This is a genomic window from Blastocatellia bacterium (genome assembly GCA_025054955.1).
Taxonomy (GTDB): domain Bacteria; phylum Acidobacteriota; class Blastocatellia; order HR10; family J050; genus JANWZE01.
Genome location: JANWZE010000035.1, coordinates 28,936 through 48,473 on the forward strand (window position 1 = coordinate 28,936; position 19,538 = coordinate 48,473).

13 protein-coding genes are annotated in these 19,538 nt (G+C 53.8%); all 13 read left to right on the forward strand.

Annotated features, from left to right (window positions below; translation table 11 throughout):
* On the forward strand, positions 1-1,284 hold the full coding sequence (locus NZ823_04665; GenBank protein ID MCS6804421.1) for a hemolysin family protein: 1,284 nt from the start codon (positions 1-3) through the stop codon (positions 1,282-1,284).
* 21 nt (positions 1,285-1,305) lie between these two features.
* The gene (era, locus tag NZ823_04670; GenBank protein ID MCS6804422.1) at positions 1,306-2,202 is read left to right on the forward strand and encodes a GTPase Era; all 897 of its coding nucleotides are present in this window, start codon (positions 1,306-1,308) and stop codon (positions 2,200-2,202) included.
* A 6-nt stretch (positions 2,203-2,208) separates the two neighbouring features.
* Entirely contained in the window at positions 2,209-2,952 is a 744-nt protein-coding gene (locus NZ823_04675; protein ID MCS6804423.1) for a 16S rRNA (uracil(1498)-N(3))-methyltransferase, read from the forward strand.
* Positions 2,953-3,355: 403 nt separating this feature from the next.
* Positions 3,356-4,669 (forward strand): hypothetical protein, encoded by a 1,314-nt coding sequence (locus tag NZ823_04680; GenBank protein MCS6804424.1) that lies wholly within the window; start codon positions 3,356-3,358, stop codon positions 4,667-4,669.
* A gap of 381 nt (positions 4,670-5,050) precedes the next feature.
* Positions 5,051-6,004, forward strand: coding sequence for a hypothetical protein (locus tag NZ823_04685; protein MCS6804425.1), 954 nt, complete (start codon positions 5,051-5,053; stop codon positions 6,002-6,004).
* A gap of 51 nt (positions 6,005-6,055) precedes the next feature.
* Positions 6,056-7,396 (forward strand): circularly permuted type 2 ATP-grasp protein, encoded by a 1,341-nt coding sequence (locus NZ823_04690; GenBank protein MCS6804426.1) that lies wholly within the window; start codon positions 6,056-6,058, stop codon positions 7,394-7,396.
* Between the two features lie 84 nt (positions 7,397-7,480).
* A complete protein-coding gene (locus tag NZ823_04695) occupies positions 7,481-8,626 on the forward strand; it encodes a carboxylate-amine ligase (protein MCS6804427.1) in 1,146 nt (381 codons plus the stop codon).
* Between the two features lie 189 nt (positions 8,627-8,815).
* Complete coding sequence (locus tag NZ823_04700; GenBank protein MCS6804428.1) at positions 8,816-10,348, forward strand: sigma 54-interacting transcriptional regulator; 1,533 nt, start codon at positions 8,816-8,818, stop codon at positions 10,346-10,348.
* Between the two features lie 282 nt (positions 10,349-10,630).
* Positions 10,631-12,037: a type I glutamate--ammonia ligase gene (gene glnA, locus NZ823_04705; protein MCS6804429.1), complete on the forward strand. Its 1,407-nt coding sequence runs from the start codon at positions 10,631-10,633 to the stop codon at positions 12,035-12,037.
* 107 nt (positions 12,038-12,144) lie between these two features.
* On the forward strand, positions 12,145-12,354 hold the full coding sequence (locus tag NZ823_04710) for a hypothetical protein (GenBank protein ID MCS6804430.1): 210 nt from the start codon (positions 12,145-12,147) through the stop codon (positions 12,352-12,354).
* Between the two features lie 277 nt (positions 12,355-12,631).
* Positions 12,632-17,140 carry a glutamate synthase large subunit gene (gene gltB / locus NZ823_04715; GenBank protein MCS6804431.1) on the forward strand — a complete coding sequence of 1,503 codons (4,509 nt, stop codon included), beginning with the start codon at positions 12,632-12,634 and terminating at the stop codon, positions 17,138-17,140.
* 404 nt (positions 17,141-17,544) lie between these two features.
* Positions 17,545-18,828, forward strand: a complete 1,284-nt coding sequence (locus NZ823_04720) for a threonine synthase (protein ID MCS6804432.1) — start codon at positions 17,545-17,547, stop codon at positions 18,826-18,828.
* Positions 18,782-19,054, forward strand: coding sequence for a MoaD/ThiS family protein (locus tag NZ823_04725; protein MCS6804433.1), 273 nt, complete (start codon positions 18,782-18,784; stop codon positions 19,052-19,054). Before NZ823_04720 ends, NZ823_04725 begins: the two co-directional genes overlap by 47 nt.
* Positions 19,055-19,538 lie beyond the last annotated feature (484 nt).

Below are 19,538 nucleotides of genomic sequence, written 5' to 3' on the forward strand. Positions count from 1 at the left end.
ATGATGTCCGTAACCTTTCATATCAGCTTGATCTTGATCCTGACGCTTCTGTTGGTCTTTCTCTCGACCATTCAGAGCGCCGTCAATGAACTCAGTGAAGTCCAACTGCGCGTCTTGCTGGCTGAACATGAACAAAGCCTCCGCCATCGGTTGCTCAAAATTGTCGTCGAAGACTACCAGCTCTTCCTACTGACGCTCGGGCTGGGCGGGCAAGTGCTGATTGTGTCAATAACGATTCTGGTCAGCACACTCTTTGGTCAGTTGCCGGCAACAAACAAGCACCCGCTGCTGTGGGCATTTGTGACCATGTGCTTGGTTATTGGTCTCTTCCGTCAACTGGTGCCGCAACTGGTGGCGCAGATCAATCCGTCGCGCGTGTTGTTACTGCTGCTGCCGCCTTTGTCCATTGTTTATCGAGGACTCCACCTATTGGCTGCTCCACTGCACTGGGTCATTCAACGGCAGCGGCAAAAATTGCAGAGCGCATTCGATCAACTGGCACAGGCCGAGGAGGAGGATACAGATGAAGAGGAAATTCAAGCATTCATTGATGTGGGCGAAGAAGAAGGCATTTTGGAAGAAGGCGAAGCCGAGCTGATCCAGTCTATTGTGGAACTGGGCGACCGCCGAGTCACCGAGCTGATGACGCCCCGCTCGGAGATCGTGGCCGTGCGTCACGACACCTCGATTATGGCCGCACTCAACACGATTATTGAGACCCGCTTCTCGCGCATTCCCATCTACCGTGATCACCTGGATAACATCGAAGGCATTGTCTACTTGCGCGACCTGCTCAAGTGTTGGCGAGCTGGACAGGCCGAGGAGCCTGTTGCGCACATTGCTCGCCCAGCTTATTTCGTGCCAGAGACAAAACTGGCCGGCGATTTATTGGAAGAGATGCGCCATTCTCATACCCACATCGCGCTGGTGATTGATGAATTCGGAGGACTGGCCGGGTTGATCACCATTGAAGACCTGTTGGAAGAAATCGTCGGCGAGATTCAAGAGGAAGAACTGGACGAGGTCGCCGATGAAGTTCACGCCCTGCCGGATGGGAGCTTTCTGGTCAGCGGCAGCGTCGAGATTCGACGAGTTGAACAATTGGTGGGAACGGAAATTGAAGCCGATGATTTCACCACTGTCGCTGGCCTGATTATCCGCGAATTGGACCGGTTGCCAGACGTTGGCGAGCAACTCCATTTCAAAAACCTCCTGTTCGAGGTGGTGGCTGCCGACGGGCGCCGCGTGCAAAAGGTTCGCATCAAGCCGACCCCCTCGGCTTGAGCGAACAGACGTCGAAGAGCTGTGAGCCAGCAGCAAACCAAATCCGGATTCGTCGCGTTACTTGGTCGGCCCAACGCCGGTAAATCAACTTTGCTCAATCAACTGATCGGCCTGAAAGTCGCTGCCGTATCAGATAAGCCGCAAACGACGCGCATGGCAATCCGCGGCATTCTCACCCGGCCTGAAGGGCAGATCATTTTCGTGGACACCCCCGGCATCCATAAGCCCGTTCACCAAATGAACCAACGCATGATGCGCGCCGTGCAGACGGTCAGCAGTGATGCCGATGTGCTCTTATTGCTGGTTGACGCTACAGTGCCCTTCGGCAAGGGAGATCAGTTCGTCTTGGATTGGATCAAGACCATTCAAAAACCGGCTGTGTTGTGGCTCAATAAAATAGACAAGCTGAAGGATCGAGCCAGCCTCCTGCCACTGATTGAGCGCTACCGAAACGAGGTTTCGTTTGCAGACTTCATTCCCGGTTCAGCCCTCACGTCGGAAAATGTTGAGTTACTGATCAGCCGGCTGTTCGAGCTGTTGCCGCCAGGTCCGCTCTACTATGCCGAGACGGATATTACCGATCAACCCGAACGCACGCTGGCCGCAGAAATCGTGCGTGAGAAACTGTTGCAGGTGGTCCATGACGAAATTCCTTACGAAACGGCTGTCTACACTGAGCAGTTCAGCGAAGAACCAACGCTGACACGCATTCACTGCACTATTTTGGTGGAACGAGATTCACAGAAAGCAATCATCATCGGGCGCGGCGGACAGCAGCTAAAACGCATTGGCACATTGGCGCGGCAGGAGCTTGAGTTTCTGCTGGGCAGGAAAGTGTTCCTGCAATTGTATGTGAAAGTGCGGCGGCACTGGCGCGAGGACAGCGCCATGCTGGATCAACTCGGCATTCATGGATGATGGAGTATGAGCCGACACCGTTTTTTCGCGCCACCGTCTGCCATCACGGAGAACCGCATTGTTCTTATGGCTGAAGAGTCATATCACCTTCAACGTGTGCTTCGACTCCGACCCGGCGCAATAGTAGCCGTGTTCGATGGTTCAGGAAAGGAATACACTTGCAGTATCCAACGTCTCGACCACGATCAAACCGAGCTGCTGATCCTGCAAGAAACCCGCCCGAACACCGAATCTGAATTGAACCTGACCCTGGCGCAAGGCCTTATCAAAGGCGAGAAATTCGATCTGATCGTTCAAAAAGCGACGGAACTCGGTCTCCGGCGTCTCATTCCCCTGGTGACTGCTCACACGGTGAGCAGTGGCGCGCAACGGGTTTCTGCCGCGCGACTGGCCCGATGGCAGCGGATCGTCCTTGAAGCAACCAAGCAATGCGGTCGCACGCGGCTAATGGAAGTCACCGCACCGATGCAATGGCGCGAATTTATCGCTGAGCTTCCTCCACAGACGCTGCTACTTTGTGAACGCAGTGGGGAGTCGCTGCAAGCGCTGCGGGAGCGATGGACTGCCTCAAAGCCTCCCAATTGCCTCATGGTCGGCCCCGAAGGCGGATGGGATAGTCAGGAGCTTGAAGTGGCTCTGCATGCCGGCGCTTTCCCTGTCTGGCTCGGCCCGCGCATTTTGCGCGCGGAGACGGCCGCCATTGTGGCGCTCAGTCTGATTCAATATCTGTGGGGCGACTTGAAGCAATAAGCCAGCCCCGCATCCTAAGCCGCTCCGGCCAACCGGAAAAAAACCTTGACTTTACCATCTAGTTGTTGTATACCAACCCCAGCAAGTTGCAGTTGTGGATTAATCGCTAGAAGTAGGGCGAGAAAAGTTGTTTTGTTGGTGTGGTGGTGGTTGTCTTGAAGGAGTTTTTAAGTGGGTCAGGCGAAGGTATTGAATGCGAGTGACGGTAGGCAGGTTACTCCGATTACCTTCGTTAAGTCTGATGAGTTTTAACAACTTCAGGAGGGGGTTCCTCAGGTGGGACCATCGCTTAATTCAAGCCGGACGGCAAGGCGTAGGTTAACCGAGTTTCATTCGGTCCCCCACGTGTACCCCATTGAGAGCGTAGATCAATTGTATCAGTATCAAAGCAAGGAGGATCAATATGAGGAGAGAGAGTTTTGCGAAAACCGGTAGAATCCTTTGCATCATGGTGATTGCCCTTGTCTTGGCAACCATGAGTTTGCCCCAACCAAATCAAGCTCAAGGCTTAATCGGTAATGTGATCACGGAAATGGAAGTCAGTCTGACCGGCGCGGATAACGACAGGACGGCGTTTCAAATTGTCCCTGGGCCGCCTGGCGTCATCAGAGGACGCGCCCAAGGTGAACTACTCTTTGGAATCGTGGCCTTTTTAGAGGATATTCCCCCTATCATTAGCCCCATCACGGGTGATGTAGTGGGAACGCCGCGACAAACCCAGATCATTGCCACTGTGAGTGCGTTTACTGACAGCCAAGACCTTTACTCGCTCCGGCTCACGCGGGACCAGAATGTGTCGCTCAACTTAGGATTTTCAGGTGACGGCTATCACCATCTCTCAGCCGATGCCGCTGCATTAGCCCTCGGGCTGCCGTACCACTTGTTTCCCTTTAGTATTGTCTTTCCAAGTGACCTTGACCTCTTGCTGCTTAATGCGAGAGGGCAGTTTATTGACGGATCGTTCGATGCGGAGGGTAACGGCCTTTGCTTGCTGCCATGGGCATTTGGCGCGCCCCCGCCGTTTTGCGATTTGAATCTTGTCAATTCGACAGAAAGTGTCACAAACGTCTCATTGCCACGCGGACGCTACATCATCAATGTGGATCAGTTTTACACCAACAGCGTCTTCCTGCTGACGGTGACACCTGACCAAAACATCCTCACCAATGAGCTTGTTCAGGCGTGGGATAGTGCCACAGATGAATCTTACACGCTTCGCGTTGGCACCTTGGGTACGGTCGGACAGCCTCCTGAGGCAATTGAACCAATCAAAAGTACGATCAAGTTCCTAGCCGGCTTTAGACCCGTGACTCCCATTTCTGGCGCTGCGGCAGAATACCAACTGATTGATGTGCTCGAATCAGGTCGTTATTCGTTTAACGCCGTCGTTGGCCGCGCACAAGACAAGGGGGGGCATCTGTTCCTGCTGCGGCAAGGTGCCAACTCCCGGCAATGGATTCCGGTTGCCCGCTCGTCGGTGGTACAACAAGGCTTCGAGAGCATCGCCAATGTTCAATTGCAAGCTGGACGTTACATGTTGGCTTATAGCGGAAACGGCATCAGACCGTTTTCAAAGAAGCACCACTACATTGTGACCGTCTTGAATCACGCTGACGAGGTCGTTGGCATGCACATCAGTGAGGTTGTTAACCTGCAGGCCATACGCGACCGGATGCAATTCATCAAGAATTCAATTAAGGTCTCACCTCCTAAGTAGCTTGTTTGGTGACGGGAGACTGACTCCCGATTTCAATGGGGCAACTACATAGCACCCTAGCCGCCACCGCGCGGGGCGGCTAGGGTTTGTTTTCTATAGAAAAAGCTTCGATGGGCGACGAGCCTTCGTTCATGCTTGTCCACCGGGCCTTGGCTTCATTCTTATGTCATCGCATTCTGAAAAACTCTCATTCACGATGAATAAGTGGCCACGGGCTGCGTTTCCGCAATTGGTATCACTTGCGGAGTGCTTCGTCTCTGGTCCCCACTCAATTTTTTAGTTTGCCTTATGGCCAGCCCTGTTATATCATGTTGCGCCAAGCTGGTTAGCTACTACTGGTAGGGTCTATAAGAATGTGGGTACGCGAGGAGTGAGGCGTCTATGAAAATAGGACTTTTGGTAGGCCGCGAGCAGTCGTTTCCTCAAGCCTTCATTGAAAAGATTGCTTCGATGAATGTTGGGCTCACGGCTGAATACATCAAACTAGGTGGCGTCAAGACGATTGATCCCTGCGAGTATCGCATCATTATTGATCGCATCTCGCATGAGATTCCATACTATCGCGCTTTCTTGAAGCAGGCCGTGCTCAATGGCGTCATCGTCATCAATAATCCGTTTTGGTGGTCGGCTGATGACAAGTACTTCGGCACGGCACTGATTCAACGATTGGGCGTGGCGGTGCCCAAAACGGTTTTGTTGCCGCAAAAGGCGTATAAACAAGGTGTCGTCAGCGAATCGTTGCGCAATCTTCAATTTCCATTAGACTGGCAAGGAATTCTGCAGTATGTCGGATTGCCGGCCATCATGAAGCCCTATGACGGCGGCGGATGGAAAAACGTCTATCGCATTGACTCATTGGAAGAGTTGTTATGGCATTACAATCAGACGGGCGAGCTGTGCATGATGCTGCAAGAGTTCATTCAATTTGAGAAATTCGTCCGATGTTATACCATCGGGCGCAAAAAAGTGCTGGTAATGAAGTACGATCCAACCAAGCCATATCTGCAAGGCCAATACCAGCCGCTTGACGGGTATCTGGACGACGAGCTTCATGAGCGCATTGTGCGTGATTGCCTCAAGATCAATCAGGCGCTTGGCTACGACATCAACACGCAGGAATTTGCCATTCGCGACGGCATCCCCTATGCCATTGATTTTACCAACCCGGCCCCCGACGCGGATATTTTTTCTGTCGGTGAGAAACACTTCTACTGGTTCCTGGACGCGGTCACCGAGCTAGTGATCGAGTATGCGTATCACGGGCAGCCCACCATTCGGGATCATCGGTGGCACGAGTTTTTGAACGCATCGGTGGCCGTGGGCGGTTCAATGTAGAGGCGCTAGACAGAAACATCAGCGCCCATCAAACTTTCTGCATAAAGGAACATGCTCAAGGAAGCCGTCACAACCTATCACACGCTGCTGGAGCAGAACAACGGCATCGAGCGCACCAGAGAGCAGCTCTGGCAACGGCTCAACGAAGTGGAATTTGTCTTTGGTGGACGCATGCTCAGCCCGTTTTTGCGTCCTCATTTTGTCACGCGCCAGCAGTTTGAATTTATTCGCAGTGTGTGCGAAGGATTGTGGCCGGCGATTCTGAAAGTAGCCGACCACGCATTGCGTGAACCAGAGTTGCTCGATTACTTGGGCGTGACTGAAACAGAGCGCCGATTGATCAGCTTTGAGCCGGGCTATCAAGGCGTCTCGCGCACGGCGCGGCTGGATTCGTTCTTGACGCAGGAACGCTACTCGTTTGTCGAGCTGAACGCCGAAACGCCTGCCGGTATCGCCTATTCGGATGTGGCCACCGAGATTTTCTTAAAGCTGGATGTGATGAAGGAATTTGCCAAACACTATCGCGTCACGCCGCTCAGCGGACGAGAGAAACTATTGAATGTGTTGTTGGCAGCTTATCAGGAATTCAGCGGTAGCGATCACCGGCCTAATATCGCCATCGTTGATCTGCCTGGACTGCCAACGAGACGCGAGTTCGAGCTGTTTCAGGAATTCTTCGAGTCGCGCGGACTGAACGCCATCATTGCTCATCCGCAAGAGTTGGAGTTTCGCCAGGGGAAACTCTATGCTGGAGATTTTCGCGTTGATTTGATCTACAAACGGTTGCTGGTCAATGAACTGATTGAAGTCATGGAGCAGGCGCAGGGCTTGCTCGAAGCGTGCCAAGCCGGCGCGGTGTGCATGGTGAATTCGTTCCGCGGCAAACTGATTCACAAGAAACTGCTATTCGGCGTGCTGACTGACGAGCAGTTCGCTCACCTCTTCACGGAAGCTGAGCGAACGCTGATACGCCAGCATGTCCCCTGGACGCGACGGTTTGAGCCTCGCAAAACAACCTATTATGGGCAGGAAATTGATCTTATCGCCTTTGCCCGGCAACGACGCGACCAACTGGTGCTCAAACCGAATGATGAATATGGCGGCAAAGGAATTTTCATCGGCTGGGAATGCGATGAAGCAGCCTGGGATGCGGCTATCGAGTCTGCGCTCACGCATCCCTACTTGCTGCAAGAGCGCGTGACTACGGCTCGAGAGGTCTTCCCGTGGATCATAGATGGGACTACGGTTGATTTTGTTGAGCAGTTGGTTGATCTGGACCCGTTATTGTTCGACGGTCATGTCGGCAGTGCGTTCACCCGTTTATCCAGTAGTGAGTTGTGCAACGTAACCGCCGGTGGCGGCATGGTGCCGACATTTATTTTGGAGAATTGATTGGTTGGCCATTTTACTGAGCAATGATTCACTCACCTATGACTAAACGGCTTGATTCTCCTCTGGTAGCATGGAGGAAGGCTTATGAGTTCACAAAGTCCGTATAGCTTGCCATCACTGGGAAAATTCGATCAGGATTTCACCATTGGCATTGAAGAAGAATATCAGATTGTTGACCCGGTCACACGGGACTTGCGCTCGCATGTCTACTCCATCCTGGAGGAAGGCAAGCGCATCCTAGGCGAGCAAGTCAAACCGGAGATGCATCAGTCCATGGTGGAAATCGGCACGGGCATCTGCGCTAATATCAAAGAAGCGCGCGCCGACCTGTTTCGCTTGAGGAAAACGATGGCCGAATTGGCCGCGCGTCAGGGACTGAAAATCGTCGCCGCCTCAACCCATCCCTTTGCCTTGTGGACCGAGCAGAAAATTTATGACCACGAACGCTATTACAAGATCGTCGAGGATATGCAGGTGCTGGCGCAATCGCTGCTCATCTTCGGCATGCATGTGCATGTGTGCATTGAAAACCGCGAGATGGCTATTCACATCCTCAACGCAGCACGCTACTTTCTGCCTCACGTCCTGGCATTGTCAACGAGCTCGCCGTTTTGGACGGGGCGCAATACCGGGTTGAAATCCTACCGTTGCGAGTTGTTCAAAAAATTTCCCCGCACTGACATTCCTGACTATTTCCCGTCCTATTCAGAGTACGAAAATTTCGTCAATCTGCTGATCAAGACCAATTGCATTGACAATGCCAAGCGAATCTGGTGGGACCTGCGCATTCATCCAGTCTACCCAACGCTGGAGTATCGCATCTGTGACTTGCCAACAAACCCCGAAGATAGCCTCTCGATCGCAGCCTTGTTCCAGGCCATCACCGTCAAGCTCTATAAGCTCATTAAACTCAACATGGGTTGGCGACTCTATCGCCGCGCCCTGATCCAGGAAAATAAGTGGCGGGCTATCCGCTATGGACTCGATGGCCGTTTGATTGACTTCGGCAAACAGGAAGAAGTCCCCGTCCGCCAACTCATCTGTGAGCTGATCGAATTCGTTGATGATGTGGTTGATGAGTTAAACTGCCGCGAGGAGATCAATCATATTTATGAAATTCTGGAACGCGGCACTAGCGCCGACCAACAACTCCGGGTCTACCGCGAGACAGGTGATTTGAAGGCCGTGGTGGACTTCTTAATCGAAGAGACCATGCGCGGCATTACCTAGAACAGCTCGCGAATGAGCTTTATCCCAGAAGCAGAGGGCAGGGATAACCCCACCACCAGGCGGGCACTCTCAGCGTGATAGGCTACAAAAATATGGCGTCTTTAAGCTCAGAGTGACAATTTTGTAGTAAATTGACAAGAAAGAATCATTTTTGTACGATTCTCCGTCACGTTGATTCGAGATTGTCAGATGGCTACAAGTGACGTACAACAATTGTCAACGCTGTTAGAGCTCAGTCAGACATTAGGCTCGACGCTGAACCTGAAATCTTCGTTGGTGCGAGTGCTGGAAATTCTGGAGGAGCATCACGACACTGTGAGCAGTGCCATCACGTTACTTGACGAGAACACGGGGGAGATGGCTATTGAGGCAGCGGCGGGGATCAGTTGGAAAGTGTCGCAGCAAACCAAGTATCGGCTCGGCGAGGGGATTACGGGACGTGTTGTCCAGAGCGGCAAACCGATCATCGTGCCTCGTGTGAGCAAGGAGCCGCTGTTTCTCAATCGCACTGGCACATGGAAAAAATCGGGCAAGACAGAACTTTCGTTCATCTGTGTGCCAATCAACGTGAGCCAGCAAACCGTTGGCGCGCTGGGCGTCAGTTTGCCTTATGACCCGGACCGCAATCTTGGTCAAGTCAGCAAGTTCTTCAGCGTCGTTGCTTCCATGATTGCTCAAGCATTGAAGGTCAACAGACTGATCGAGGCCGAACGCCAGCGGTTGTTAGCGGAAAACTTGCATCTGCGTCAGGAATTGCGCGAACGTTACGATTTCCGCAACATCATCGGCAATAGCCACCAGATGCGACAGGTTTATGAACAGGTCGCTCAGGTGGCGCCGACCAACACCACCGTGCTCATCCGCGGCGAGTCGGGAACAGGCAAAGAATTGATCGCTCACGCGATTCATTACAACTCTCCACGAGCTAACAAACCGTTTATCAAGGTCAGTTGTGGGGCGCTCCCTGAAAGCCTCATTGAATCGGAATTATTCGGGTATGAGCCGGGCGCTTTCACTGATGCACGCACACAAAAGAAAGGACGGTTTGAGCTGGCTCATGGCGGCACGTTGTTTCTGGACGAGGTAGGTGAGCTAACGCTGCCAACGCAGATCAAATTGCTGCGCGTATTGCAAGAGCGAGAATTTGAGCGACTCGGTGGCATCCAACCAATCAAAGTCAATGTCCGTTTGATTGCGGCCACCAACCAAGACCTCGAAGCGGCTATGCAGCAGGGCCGATTTCGCGAGGATTTATACTACCGCCTCAATGTATTCACCATCTACGTGCCACCGTTGCGCGAGCGACGCCCAGATATTTTGTTGCTAGCCGATCATTTTGTGGAAAAATATGCGACCGAACATGGCAAAAGCGTCAAGCGCATCTCGACGCCGGCCATTGATATGCTGATGAGCTATCATTGGCCTGGGAATGTGCGCGAGCTGGAGAATTGCATTGAGCGAGCTGTGCTGTTGTGTGAAGGCGGCGTCATCCATGCGCATCATCTGCCCCCTACGCTGCAAACAGCCGAAGTCTCAGGAACTGTTCCTCGTCTCTCGTTGTCCGCTGCCGTGGCCAGTTATGAAAAGGACCTTATCATAGACGCGCTCAAAACGACTCGCGGAAATCGCGCTAAAGCCGCCCGATTGCTTGATACGACCGAGCGCATCATCAACTACAAGATCAAGAATTACAAAATTGACTGTTCGCGATTCAAAACCTAATGCAAGAACTCGACCGTGTCTGGGTTGTACACTGCTGGCGAAAACACGTGCATCTATGTCGGAGCGCAGAAGAAAATTCCTACAATCGTGGAGGATTTAGTGAGTCTTCATACAATTTTGTCATCCACCTTTTCAATCAAAAATCTCGTAATTGCCTCGTTTTATGTTCGTTGACAGCTTTGAGTCAACATTGACGTTGAGGCATAAGACTTGCTGTAAACCAGCTCATGACACCGAGAATCGGTGTACAAACAACGATAACAATTTTGGAGGCGAATTTTCATGAGTGTGGCAGATGTACTGAAGTTCATGGAGGATGAACAGGTTGAATACGTTGACGTCCGATTTACTGATTTGCCCGGTCAGTGGCATCACATGACGATTCCCAGAGAGGAAATCGGTGAAGAGGCCTTTGAAAACGGCGTTGGGTTTGACGGGTCCAGTTTGCGTGGTTGGGCTTCGATTCACGAAAGTGACATGTTGCTGCGGCTTGATCCGAGCCGCTACTGGATTGATCCGTTCATTCAGCGCAAGACGGTTTGCCTGATTGCGGATGTCATTGACCCGCTGACCAAACAAGACTACCCGCTTGATCCGCGAGGAGTCGCTCGTCGCGCCGAGGCCTACTTGCGACAAACGGGCATTGCCGACACTGTCTATTTTGGTCCCGAAGCCGAATTTTTCGTCTTCGACAAAATTTCCTATTACGCCGATGTGGACGCGGCTTGCTATAAGATTGAGAGCGCAGAAGCCATCTGGAGCAATCGCGAAAAAGGCAACGGCGGCCACCAAATCCGTCACAAGGAAGGGTATGTGCCTGTGCCACCGCTGGACACGTTACAGGATTTTCGCAGCGAAGTGGCTGAATATCTCAAACGGGTTGGCATTCAGGTAGAGTGCCATCATCACGAAGTGGCCACGGCTGGGCAGTGCGAAGTTGATTTTCGATATGCCACTCTGGTCAAGACGGCTGACAATGTGTTGCTGTTCAAATACACGGTGAAGAATTTGGCTCGTCAATTTGGTCGAACAGCTACATTCATGCCGAAGCCGATGTATGGGGATAATGGCAACGGGATGCACTGTCACCAAAGCTTATGGAAGAACGGCGAAGCGCTGTTTGCTGGCGATCAATATGCAGGTCTTTCCAAGCTGGCGTTGCACTACATCGGCGGCCTACTTAAGCATGCGCCGGCCATTGTTGCGTTTGCCGCGCCGACGACCAATAGTTATCGTCGCCTCGTGCCGGGCTTTGAGGCGCCTGTCAACTTGGCCTATTCGCGACGCAACCGCTCGGCTGCTGTGCGAATTCCTATGTATTCATCCAGTCCCAAAGCCAAGCGGCTCGAGTTCCGGCCGCCAGACCCAAGCTGCAATCCCTATCTGGCATTTGCTGCAATGCTCATGGCTGGCCTTGATGGCATTCGCAACCAGATTGATCCTGGCCCGCCATTGGACAAAGATATTTATGACTTGAGTCCTGAAGAGCTCAAAGATGTGCCGAGCTTGCCCGGCTCACTCGAAGAGGCGATTGCCGAGCTGGAACGCGATCATGAATTCTTGCTGGCTGGCGATGTATTCACCGAAGAACTGCTCGATCGCTGGATTGCCTATAAGAAGGAGCGTGAAATCAACGTCGTGCGCATGCGGCCGAGTCCAATCGAGTTCACGCTCTACTACGACATTTAGAGATTCGACATCAGACGTCAGACAGCAGCCCTAAGCTCCCGCAGCAGCCGGTTTGCTGACTGAGGTCTGACGTCTGATGACTGATGCCTGAAACCAGGAGGTTGTTGATGGAGCGACAGTATGGCGAGATCATGAATTTTCTTCTTGATTTTCGTGGTCGTTTTCAAACCGATGAAGATTTCCGACAATTTCTGCGAACGCAAATAAAGATGCTGGTTGACGACCTCCGCGACTTTAGTGTATTTATAACGCTCCAACCCGAATCCATCAGTCGTCAACGAACGAGCGCTCGTGGCATTGCCGGCATGATGGATTAGCGTGGGCTTCTCTATGAGATTGAAGGCAACAACGCAACGAGACCATAGTTTGCTAGGCGAATTGTTGCCAGCGGTCGGCCCGGCGGCATGCGGCGCTTCCCTTCTGGGGAGCAACCCGACCACAGCGATTACCAAGGTAAAGGCTATCACCACCGCTGTACGCGATGGGTGATGGCCTGAGCCGTTCAGATCAATAGGCACGAGCGGCCATCACCCTAGTTGCAGAGGTGATGGCCGTTTTATTTTGACCAAATCCGTTCTCCGGAGATCACAAACGATGGTTCAGCGACAACAAGCAGATGATTCATACCAACGCTCGCTCTACGATCCACGGTTTGAACACGACGCCTGCGGTGTCGGTTTCATAGCGCATCGAAGCGGGCAACCCAGCCAGCTCATCATTCAAACGGCCGTGCAAGCGTTGGTCAATCTTGAACACCGAGGCGCGGCCGATGCGGACGCAGCCACCGGTGACGGCGCCGGTCTAATGACGCAGGTGCCTCAACGATTCTTCCGGCACGCAATAGCTGATGTGCCTCACTCTGTTCCCGACTCAACTCCGCTGATTGTCGGCATGATCTTCCTGCCGATGGAACCGACCGCCTCAGCGCAAGCGAAGCGAATCATTGAAACGGTGCTGGCGCATCGCGGATTTCGTTTGTTGCGTTGGAGAAGTGTGCCCATCAACGATGGACTGCTGGGAACAAAAGCACGGCAAACCCAGCCCGATATTGTTCAGGTGATTGCCTTCTCGCCAACCCCGCTGTCCGGCACGGAGTTGGAACGACGCTTATTTGTAACCCGCAAACAGATCGAGAAGGAATGGCAAGAAGCGGCGCTCCAGGGCTGTTATATCTGCTCACTCTCACACCGAACCATTGTCTACAAAGGTCTGCTGAGCGCGAGCGATTTGGCAAAATTCTATCCTGATCTGAACGACCCACTGTTTCAATCGGCGTTCGCCATCTTTCATCAACGCTATAGCACCAACACATTTCCCAATTGGTTTCTGGCTCATCCGTTTCGCATGTTAGCCCATAATGGCGAGATCAACACGATTCAAGGAAATCGCTACTGGATGCAAACGCGCGAAGCCGACCTCGACACCAGTCTGTGGCGTCATGATGCGCGCTATTTGAAACCGATCATCTGGCCGGATGGCAGCGACTCAGCCAGCCTGGATAACGCTGTCGAGTTATTGGTTCGTTCGGGGCGCAGCCTCATGCACACAATCATGATGATGATTCCCGAAGCGCATGAGCATATTCCGCAGATGGATCAGGCGCTGCGCGCGTTCTATCAATTTCACGAAGGGATGATGGAGCCGTGGGATGGACCGGCCGCGTTGGTGTTCAGCGATGGCGTGGTGGTCGGCGCAGCACTTGATCGGAATGGCTTGCGTCCATTGCGTTACCTGATCACAGACGATGGACTGGTGGTGGTTGCTTCTGAAGCCGGCGTTGTTCGGATAGACCCAGAGCACATCATTGAAAAAGGACGCCTCGGCCCCGGTCAGATGATCGCCGTTGATCTGATTGGTGGTCATGGCGTGCTGAACAATGATCAAATCAAGCACATAGTGGCGACGCATCACAATTATCAGTGGTGGTTGGAGCAAAGCCTTGTTCACTGTCCTCCCCCATCGCACACATCTGCTAGCGGCCAGCCATTAGACGATGCGGCATTGCTTCGACACCAGCGCATTTTCGGCTACTCGACCGAAGACCACAAATATATCCTGGCGCCGATGGCCCGCGAGGGACAATCACCGACGGGGTCCATGGGCGATGATACGCCGTTGACGCCGTTAGCCACCAAGCCACGCCTGCTCTATTCCTATTTCAAGCAACGCTTCGCTCAGGTGACAAACCCGCCGATTGATCCTATCCGCGAGCGGCTTGTCATGGCGCTGGAGATGCTCGTCGGTCCGTGGGGCAACGTGTTAACCGAGGGACCGCGTCATGCTCACTTGATTCGATTGCAAAGTCCTATTTTGCTGGAGAACCAGTTTACCTGGATCAAACAACATTCGGGATTCTCCCACAAAACGCTTGATGCCACATTCGCCGTCAGCGAGGGCGCAGCCGGGCTAGAGCAAGCTGTTGATCGGCTATGCCAGCAAGCAGAAGAGAGTGTGCGCGACGGCTGGGCCTTGCTCATCATCAGCGACCGGAACATCGGACCTGAGCGGGCGCCCATCCCGATGTTGCTGGCCGTCAGCGCCGTGCATCATCACTTGATTCGTCGTTGCCTACGACTGAAAACGTGCCTCATCGCTGAATCAGGCGAGCCACGTCAAACACACGATTTTGCCTGCCTGATCGGATATGGAGCCACTGCTGTGTTTCCTTATCTGACTTATGAGGTCGTGCGATACATGGCACGCCATAATCAGTGGCCGGCCAGCGCCGCCATTGAAAAATACGTTCGCGCCATCGAAAGCGACTTGCTCAAGGTGATGTCCAAAATGGGCATCTCTACACTCAATAGTTATTGCGGCGCTCAAATCTTCGAAGCAGTGGGACTAGACCAAAGCGTCATCAATGCGTACTTCACTCACACGCCCTCGCCGGTTGGCGGCGCGCGGCTCTCGGAGATTGCCGAAGAGATACAGCAACGGCATCGCCTTGCCTATGAGGACGCGACCAAATTGGAGGATCACGGTTACTACCGCTATCGGCGTAGCGGCGAATATCACGGCTTCAATCCCGACGTCGTCCGTGCGTTGCACAAGGCAGCGCGCAGTGGGCGCGCAGAAGATTTTCGCGCCTATTTCGATCTCGTGTACGGCCGGCCTCCTATGGCGTTGCGCGACCTTTTGAGATTCAAGCCGACTGAGCCGATTCCGCTCGATGAGGTGGAGCCGGTTGAGCAGATCGTGACTCATTTTTGCGCGCCCGGCATGTCACTAGGCGCGCTCAGTCGGGAAGCGCACGAAACGATTGCCATTGCCATGAACCGCCTCGGAGCGCGCAGCAACAGCGGTGAAGGCGGCGAAGCCTCCAGCCGCTTTCATCCGCTGCCCAATGGCGACTCGGCCAACAGCGCCATTAAACAAGTGGCGTCAGCCCGATTTGGCGTTACGCCGGCCTATTTGGTCTCGGCCAGTGAACTGGAGATCAAAATGGCGCAAGGCTCCAAACCGGGTGAAGGCGGGCAATTGCCTGGCCATAAGGTGTCACCAGAAATTGCCGACGTCCGTCATTGCGTGCCCGGCATCACGTTAATTTCGCCGCCGCCGCATCACGACATTTACAGCATCGAGGACCTGGCGCAATTGATCTTCGACTTACGACGGATCAACCCGCACGCGCGAATCGCTGTGAAGTTGGTAGCGGAAGCCGGCGTTGGTACGATTGCCGCCGGTGTAGCTAAAGCTCACGCCGACACGATTCACATCAGCGGACACGATGGCGGGACAGGCGCCTCACCGCTCGGATCAATTAAAAACGCCGGCGTGCCTTGGGAGCTCGGACTGGCTGAAGCGCATCAAGTCCTCAGCTTGAACGGCTTACGCGACCGTGTGCGGCTGCGCGTTGATGGCGGCATGCAATCAGGGCGTGATGTCGTCATCGCAGCGATGCTGGGGGCCGATGAATATGCATTTGGCACAGCTATGCTCGTGGCGCTCGGATGCGTCATGGCTCGTCAGTGCCATTTGAACACCTGTCCCGTTGGCGTCGCCACACAGCGCGAAGACCTGCGAGCGAAGTTTCCTGGCACACCGGAAATGGCCGTCCGGTTTATGCTGGCGGTGGCAGAGGAAGTTCGGCGACTGCTGGCGCAGCTTGGCATCCGGCGACTTCAAGAGATTGTGGGACGAACCGATTTGCTTGAGCAAATTCCTATGAGCCCTGAAACCATTGGAGGACGACTCGATTTGAGTCGCCTGCTCTTTCCTGTTGAACACAGGCGTGGCGATAACGGCTCACATCCACGGCCTCAGACACCGTCACTGGACGACCGGTTAGCCGAGGACGCGCAACTGGCTATGAGCGCGAATCAGCCCGTGCGACTTGAATATGCTATCCAGAATACCGACCGCACGGTTGGTGCGCGGCTGGCTGGCCAGATTGCCCGCCAATGGGGCGACCGGGGATTGCCCGACGGCGCGATTGAAGTTCGCTTCACTGGCACAGCAGGTCAGAGCTTTGGCGCCTTTTGTATTCGTGGCATGCGGTTGATGCTGACCGGCGAGGCCAATGATTACGTGGGCAAATCAATGGCCGGCGGACAGATTATCATCCGACCGCCGGCCAATGCTCCATTTACTCAAGTGGCGCACACAATCATCGGCAACACTGTTCTGTATGGCGCCACCGGTGGCGAATTGTTTGTCGCCGGTGCAGCGGGAGAACGATTCGCCGTCCGCAATAGCGGCGCTGTAGCCGTCGTTGAAGGCGTTGGCGATCATGGCTGTGAATATATGACTGGCGGCACGGTGGTGATTCTGGGACCTGTCGGCAAAAATTTCGCTGCTGGCATGACCGGCGGCGTCGCTTACGTATTTGACGAAGCTGATCGGCTCTTGTTCTCGTTGAATCGTGAGCTCGGCCACATCCAACGACTCACGGTGGAGGATGAGCGTCACCTGCGCTGGTTGATCGAGCGTCACGTGGCGTTGACCCATAGTCAACGCGCCACGATGATCCTGGCAACATGGGAGCAATCGCTCGCGCACTTCCGTAAAGTGACCGCGCTCATGCCGACGACGGAATTGAAGCAAGTTCCTCAGGTTTCCCATTCGCCGCTTGCCGAGAGGCCCGCACCAGCAATAGCCGGATAAGCGTTGAGCTGGCCTCTGCACCATGGCCTCAGGCATTAGAGACGGAGCATGCTCGGAAAAAGTCATCCGGTTCGATGGTGTGGCTGATGATGGGCTAATTTCTGTCTTTATCTGATTGTGAGGTTGACGAACGCATCGAATCAGCCTATCATGCAAGGCTCTTTGAAAACTTGACACGTGGCGATTTAAGGCGACTTGCTCCACGTTAAAAACTGTCTAAATAGCCCGGCGCTGTAGCCGTCTTTGCATTCCAAGCCCCGTGTTGTTTAGGCAGCACGGGGCTTTTGCTTTTCACGGAGCGAGCTTCCGAGGCGCAAGATGGAGGATGAAATGACGAGCAGTCACACTCAGCGGCGTCACACGGAAGGTGCTTCGGGCAGAGCATCGGGCCAAGGAGGAATGCTATGAGTACAGTCACAGGATTGACATGCCGGAGTTGCGGTCGGAGCTATCCGGCTGAGCCGCTCTCCATTTGCGATGATTGCTTTGGACCATTGGAAGTTGTGTACGATTATGACGCGATCAAGCGAGTGCTGTCACGCGAGGTGATTGCCGCGCGAGGTCCGAGCATGTGGCGCTATCGTGAATTATTGCCACTTGACGGCCCACCGCGTGTCGGCCTTGAAGCGGGTTTCACGCCACTTCTGCGGGCGCACCGATTAGGCGCAGCGCTCGGCCTTCGGCGATTATTCATTAAAGACGACAGCGTGTCTCGTCCATCGTTGTCGTTCAAAGACCGCGTGGTGGCCGTGTCGCTTTCCAAAGCATTGGAATTTGGTTTTGACACGGTCGGCTGCGCCTCCACAGGTAATTTAGCTAATTCGGTCGCAGCTCATGCAGCGCGAGCTGGTCTCAGGGCCTACATCTTCATTCCCGCTGATCTTGAACGAGCCAAGATCATCGGCACGACGATTTACGGCGCTCAGGTGGTTGGTATTCGCGGCAATTATGATGATGTCAATCGCCTGTGCAGCGAAATCGCTGACCGTTACCACTGGGCGCTGGTCAACGTTAACCTGCGTCCTTATTATGCGGAAGGCTCGAAAACGTTCGGATTCGAAATCGCCGAGCAACTCGGATGGCGCGCGCCTGATGCTATTGTTGTGCCAATGGCAGGTGGCGCCTTGCTAACGAAAATTCACAAGGGCTTGAAAGAACTGGAACGCATTGGCCTGATTCCCCCCTGTGCGACTCGCCTGTATGGCGCACAGGCAAGCGGCTGCAATCCGATTACAGCGGCGGTGAAAAATCACCAATCTCGGATTCAACCGGTGAAACCTCACACCATTGCCAAATCGCTAGCCATCGGCAATCCGGCGGATGGGCTTCTGGCGGCGCAAGCGATCCGCGAATCTGGCGGCTGGTCTGAAGAGGCCACCGATGAAGAAATTCGCCAGGGCATCGCGTTGTTGTCCGAGACAGAAGGCGTGTTCGCCGAAACGGCCGGCGGTGTGACCGTCGCTGTCACCAGGAAGCTGGTCGCGCAGGGCCTCATTGGCCCAGATGATTTGACCGTCATTGCCGTCACCGGCAATGGCCTAAAAACGGCCGAGGTTTGCCAGATCAACGAGCCACGCTCAATTGACGCGAAGCTCATTCAATTTGAAGAAACATTTCGTCCCGAAAGGAGGTCTACCGTTTATGCCAAGAGTGCGCATCCTTCAACCGCTCAGGAAGTTCACTGCTGATTTGGAGTCCATTGATGTTGCCGGTCCAACCGTCGCAGCCGTTCTCGAAAATCTCGATCAGCAGTATCCGGGTTTTCGAGACAGACTGTTAGACGGTTCAGGCCAACTGAAACAATTCATCAATATCTACATTGATGGTGAAGACATTCGCTTTCTGGACGGACTCAACTCCATCGTCCCGGAGAAAGCTGAAATCATGATTGTACCGGCGGTGGCCGGCGGTTGAAGTTGACTCCAACGACTGCACCACGCCACGAATGTCACATCTGATCACTTGCTCAAGACCGCTCGTATCGGCATGTGGCATTTGTGCCCGCGCGCTGCGTGGTACTTTGAACGACCCTTGTGCTCAATGCGCCATGTGCGTATCAGATTTGAAACACCTGTGCCAACATCAGGAAAATTCTTCTCAAATTGAAACAACGTGAGGCTGCACGACCGATGAACAGATGATGAGGTTGATCACCAATCTAACAGTTTATCTGCTCAGTGGTTAGCCGGCCTCCGTGGCTGCAGCAACGCGCTTGATGACCGACCGGCACATCGCTTGCTCAAGAAAACATTGCGGGAAACCGCACGGCAGGTCCGAAAACTAAGAAGGTGGTTCTCGACATGGCGCGGACCATGAACTCAGCCGTGCGTATCGCTCGTTTCGGACAAGGCACTCGCCGATCAAATCAAGCATTTCACATCATCCATCCAAGAGCGCA

Excerpts from the sequence above, each read along its gene's own strand:
- NZ823_04665 (MCS6804421.1), top strand. The coding sequence starts at position 1 with ATGATGTCCGTAACCTTTCATATCAGCTTGATCTTGATCCTGACGCTT.
- NZ823_04675 (MCS6804423.1), top strand. The coding sequence starts at position 2,209 with ATGAGCCGACACCGTTTTTTCGCGCCACCGTCTGCCATCACGGAGAAC.
- NZ823_04680 (MCS6804424.1), top strand. The coding sequence starts at position 3,356 with ATGAGGAGAGAGAGTTTTGCGAAAACCGGTAGAATCCTTTGCATCATG.
- NZ823_04685 (MCS6804425.1), top strand. The coding sequence starts at position 5,051 with ATGAAAATAGGACTTTTGGTAGGCCGCGAGCAGTCGTTTCCTCAAGCC.
- NZ823_04690 (MCS6804426.1), top strand. The coding sequence starts at position 6,056 with ATGCTCAAGGAAGCCGTCACAACCTATCACACGCTGCTGGAGCAGAAC.
- NZ823_04695 (MCS6804427.1), top strand. The coding sequence starts at position 7,481 with ATGAGTTCACAAAGTCCGTATAGCTTGCCATCACTGGGAAAATTCGAT.
- NZ823_04700 (MCS6804428.1), top strand. The coding sequence starts at position 8,816 with ATGGCTACAAGTGACGTACAACAATTGTCAACGCTGTTAGAGCTCAGT.
- glnA (MCS6804429.1), top strand. The coding sequence starts at position 10,631 with ATGAGTGTGGCAGATGTACTGAAGTTCATGGAGGATGAACAGGTTGAA.
- NZ823_04710 (MCS6804430.1), top strand. The coding sequence starts at position 12,145 with ATGGAGCGACAGTATGGCGAGATCATGAATTTTCTTCTTGATTTTCGT.
- gltB (MCS6804431.1), top strand. The coding sequence starts at position 12,632 with ATGGTTCAGCGACAACAAGCAGATGATTCATACCAACGCTCGCTCTAC.
- NZ823_04720 (MCS6804432.1), top strand. The coding sequence starts at position 17,545 with ATGAGTACAGTCACAGGATTGACATGCCGGAGTTGCGGTCGGAGCTAT.
- NZ823_04725 (MCS6804433.1), top strand. The coding sequence starts at position 18,782 with ATGCCAAGAGTGCGCATCCTTCAACCGCTCAGGAAGTTCACTGCTGAT.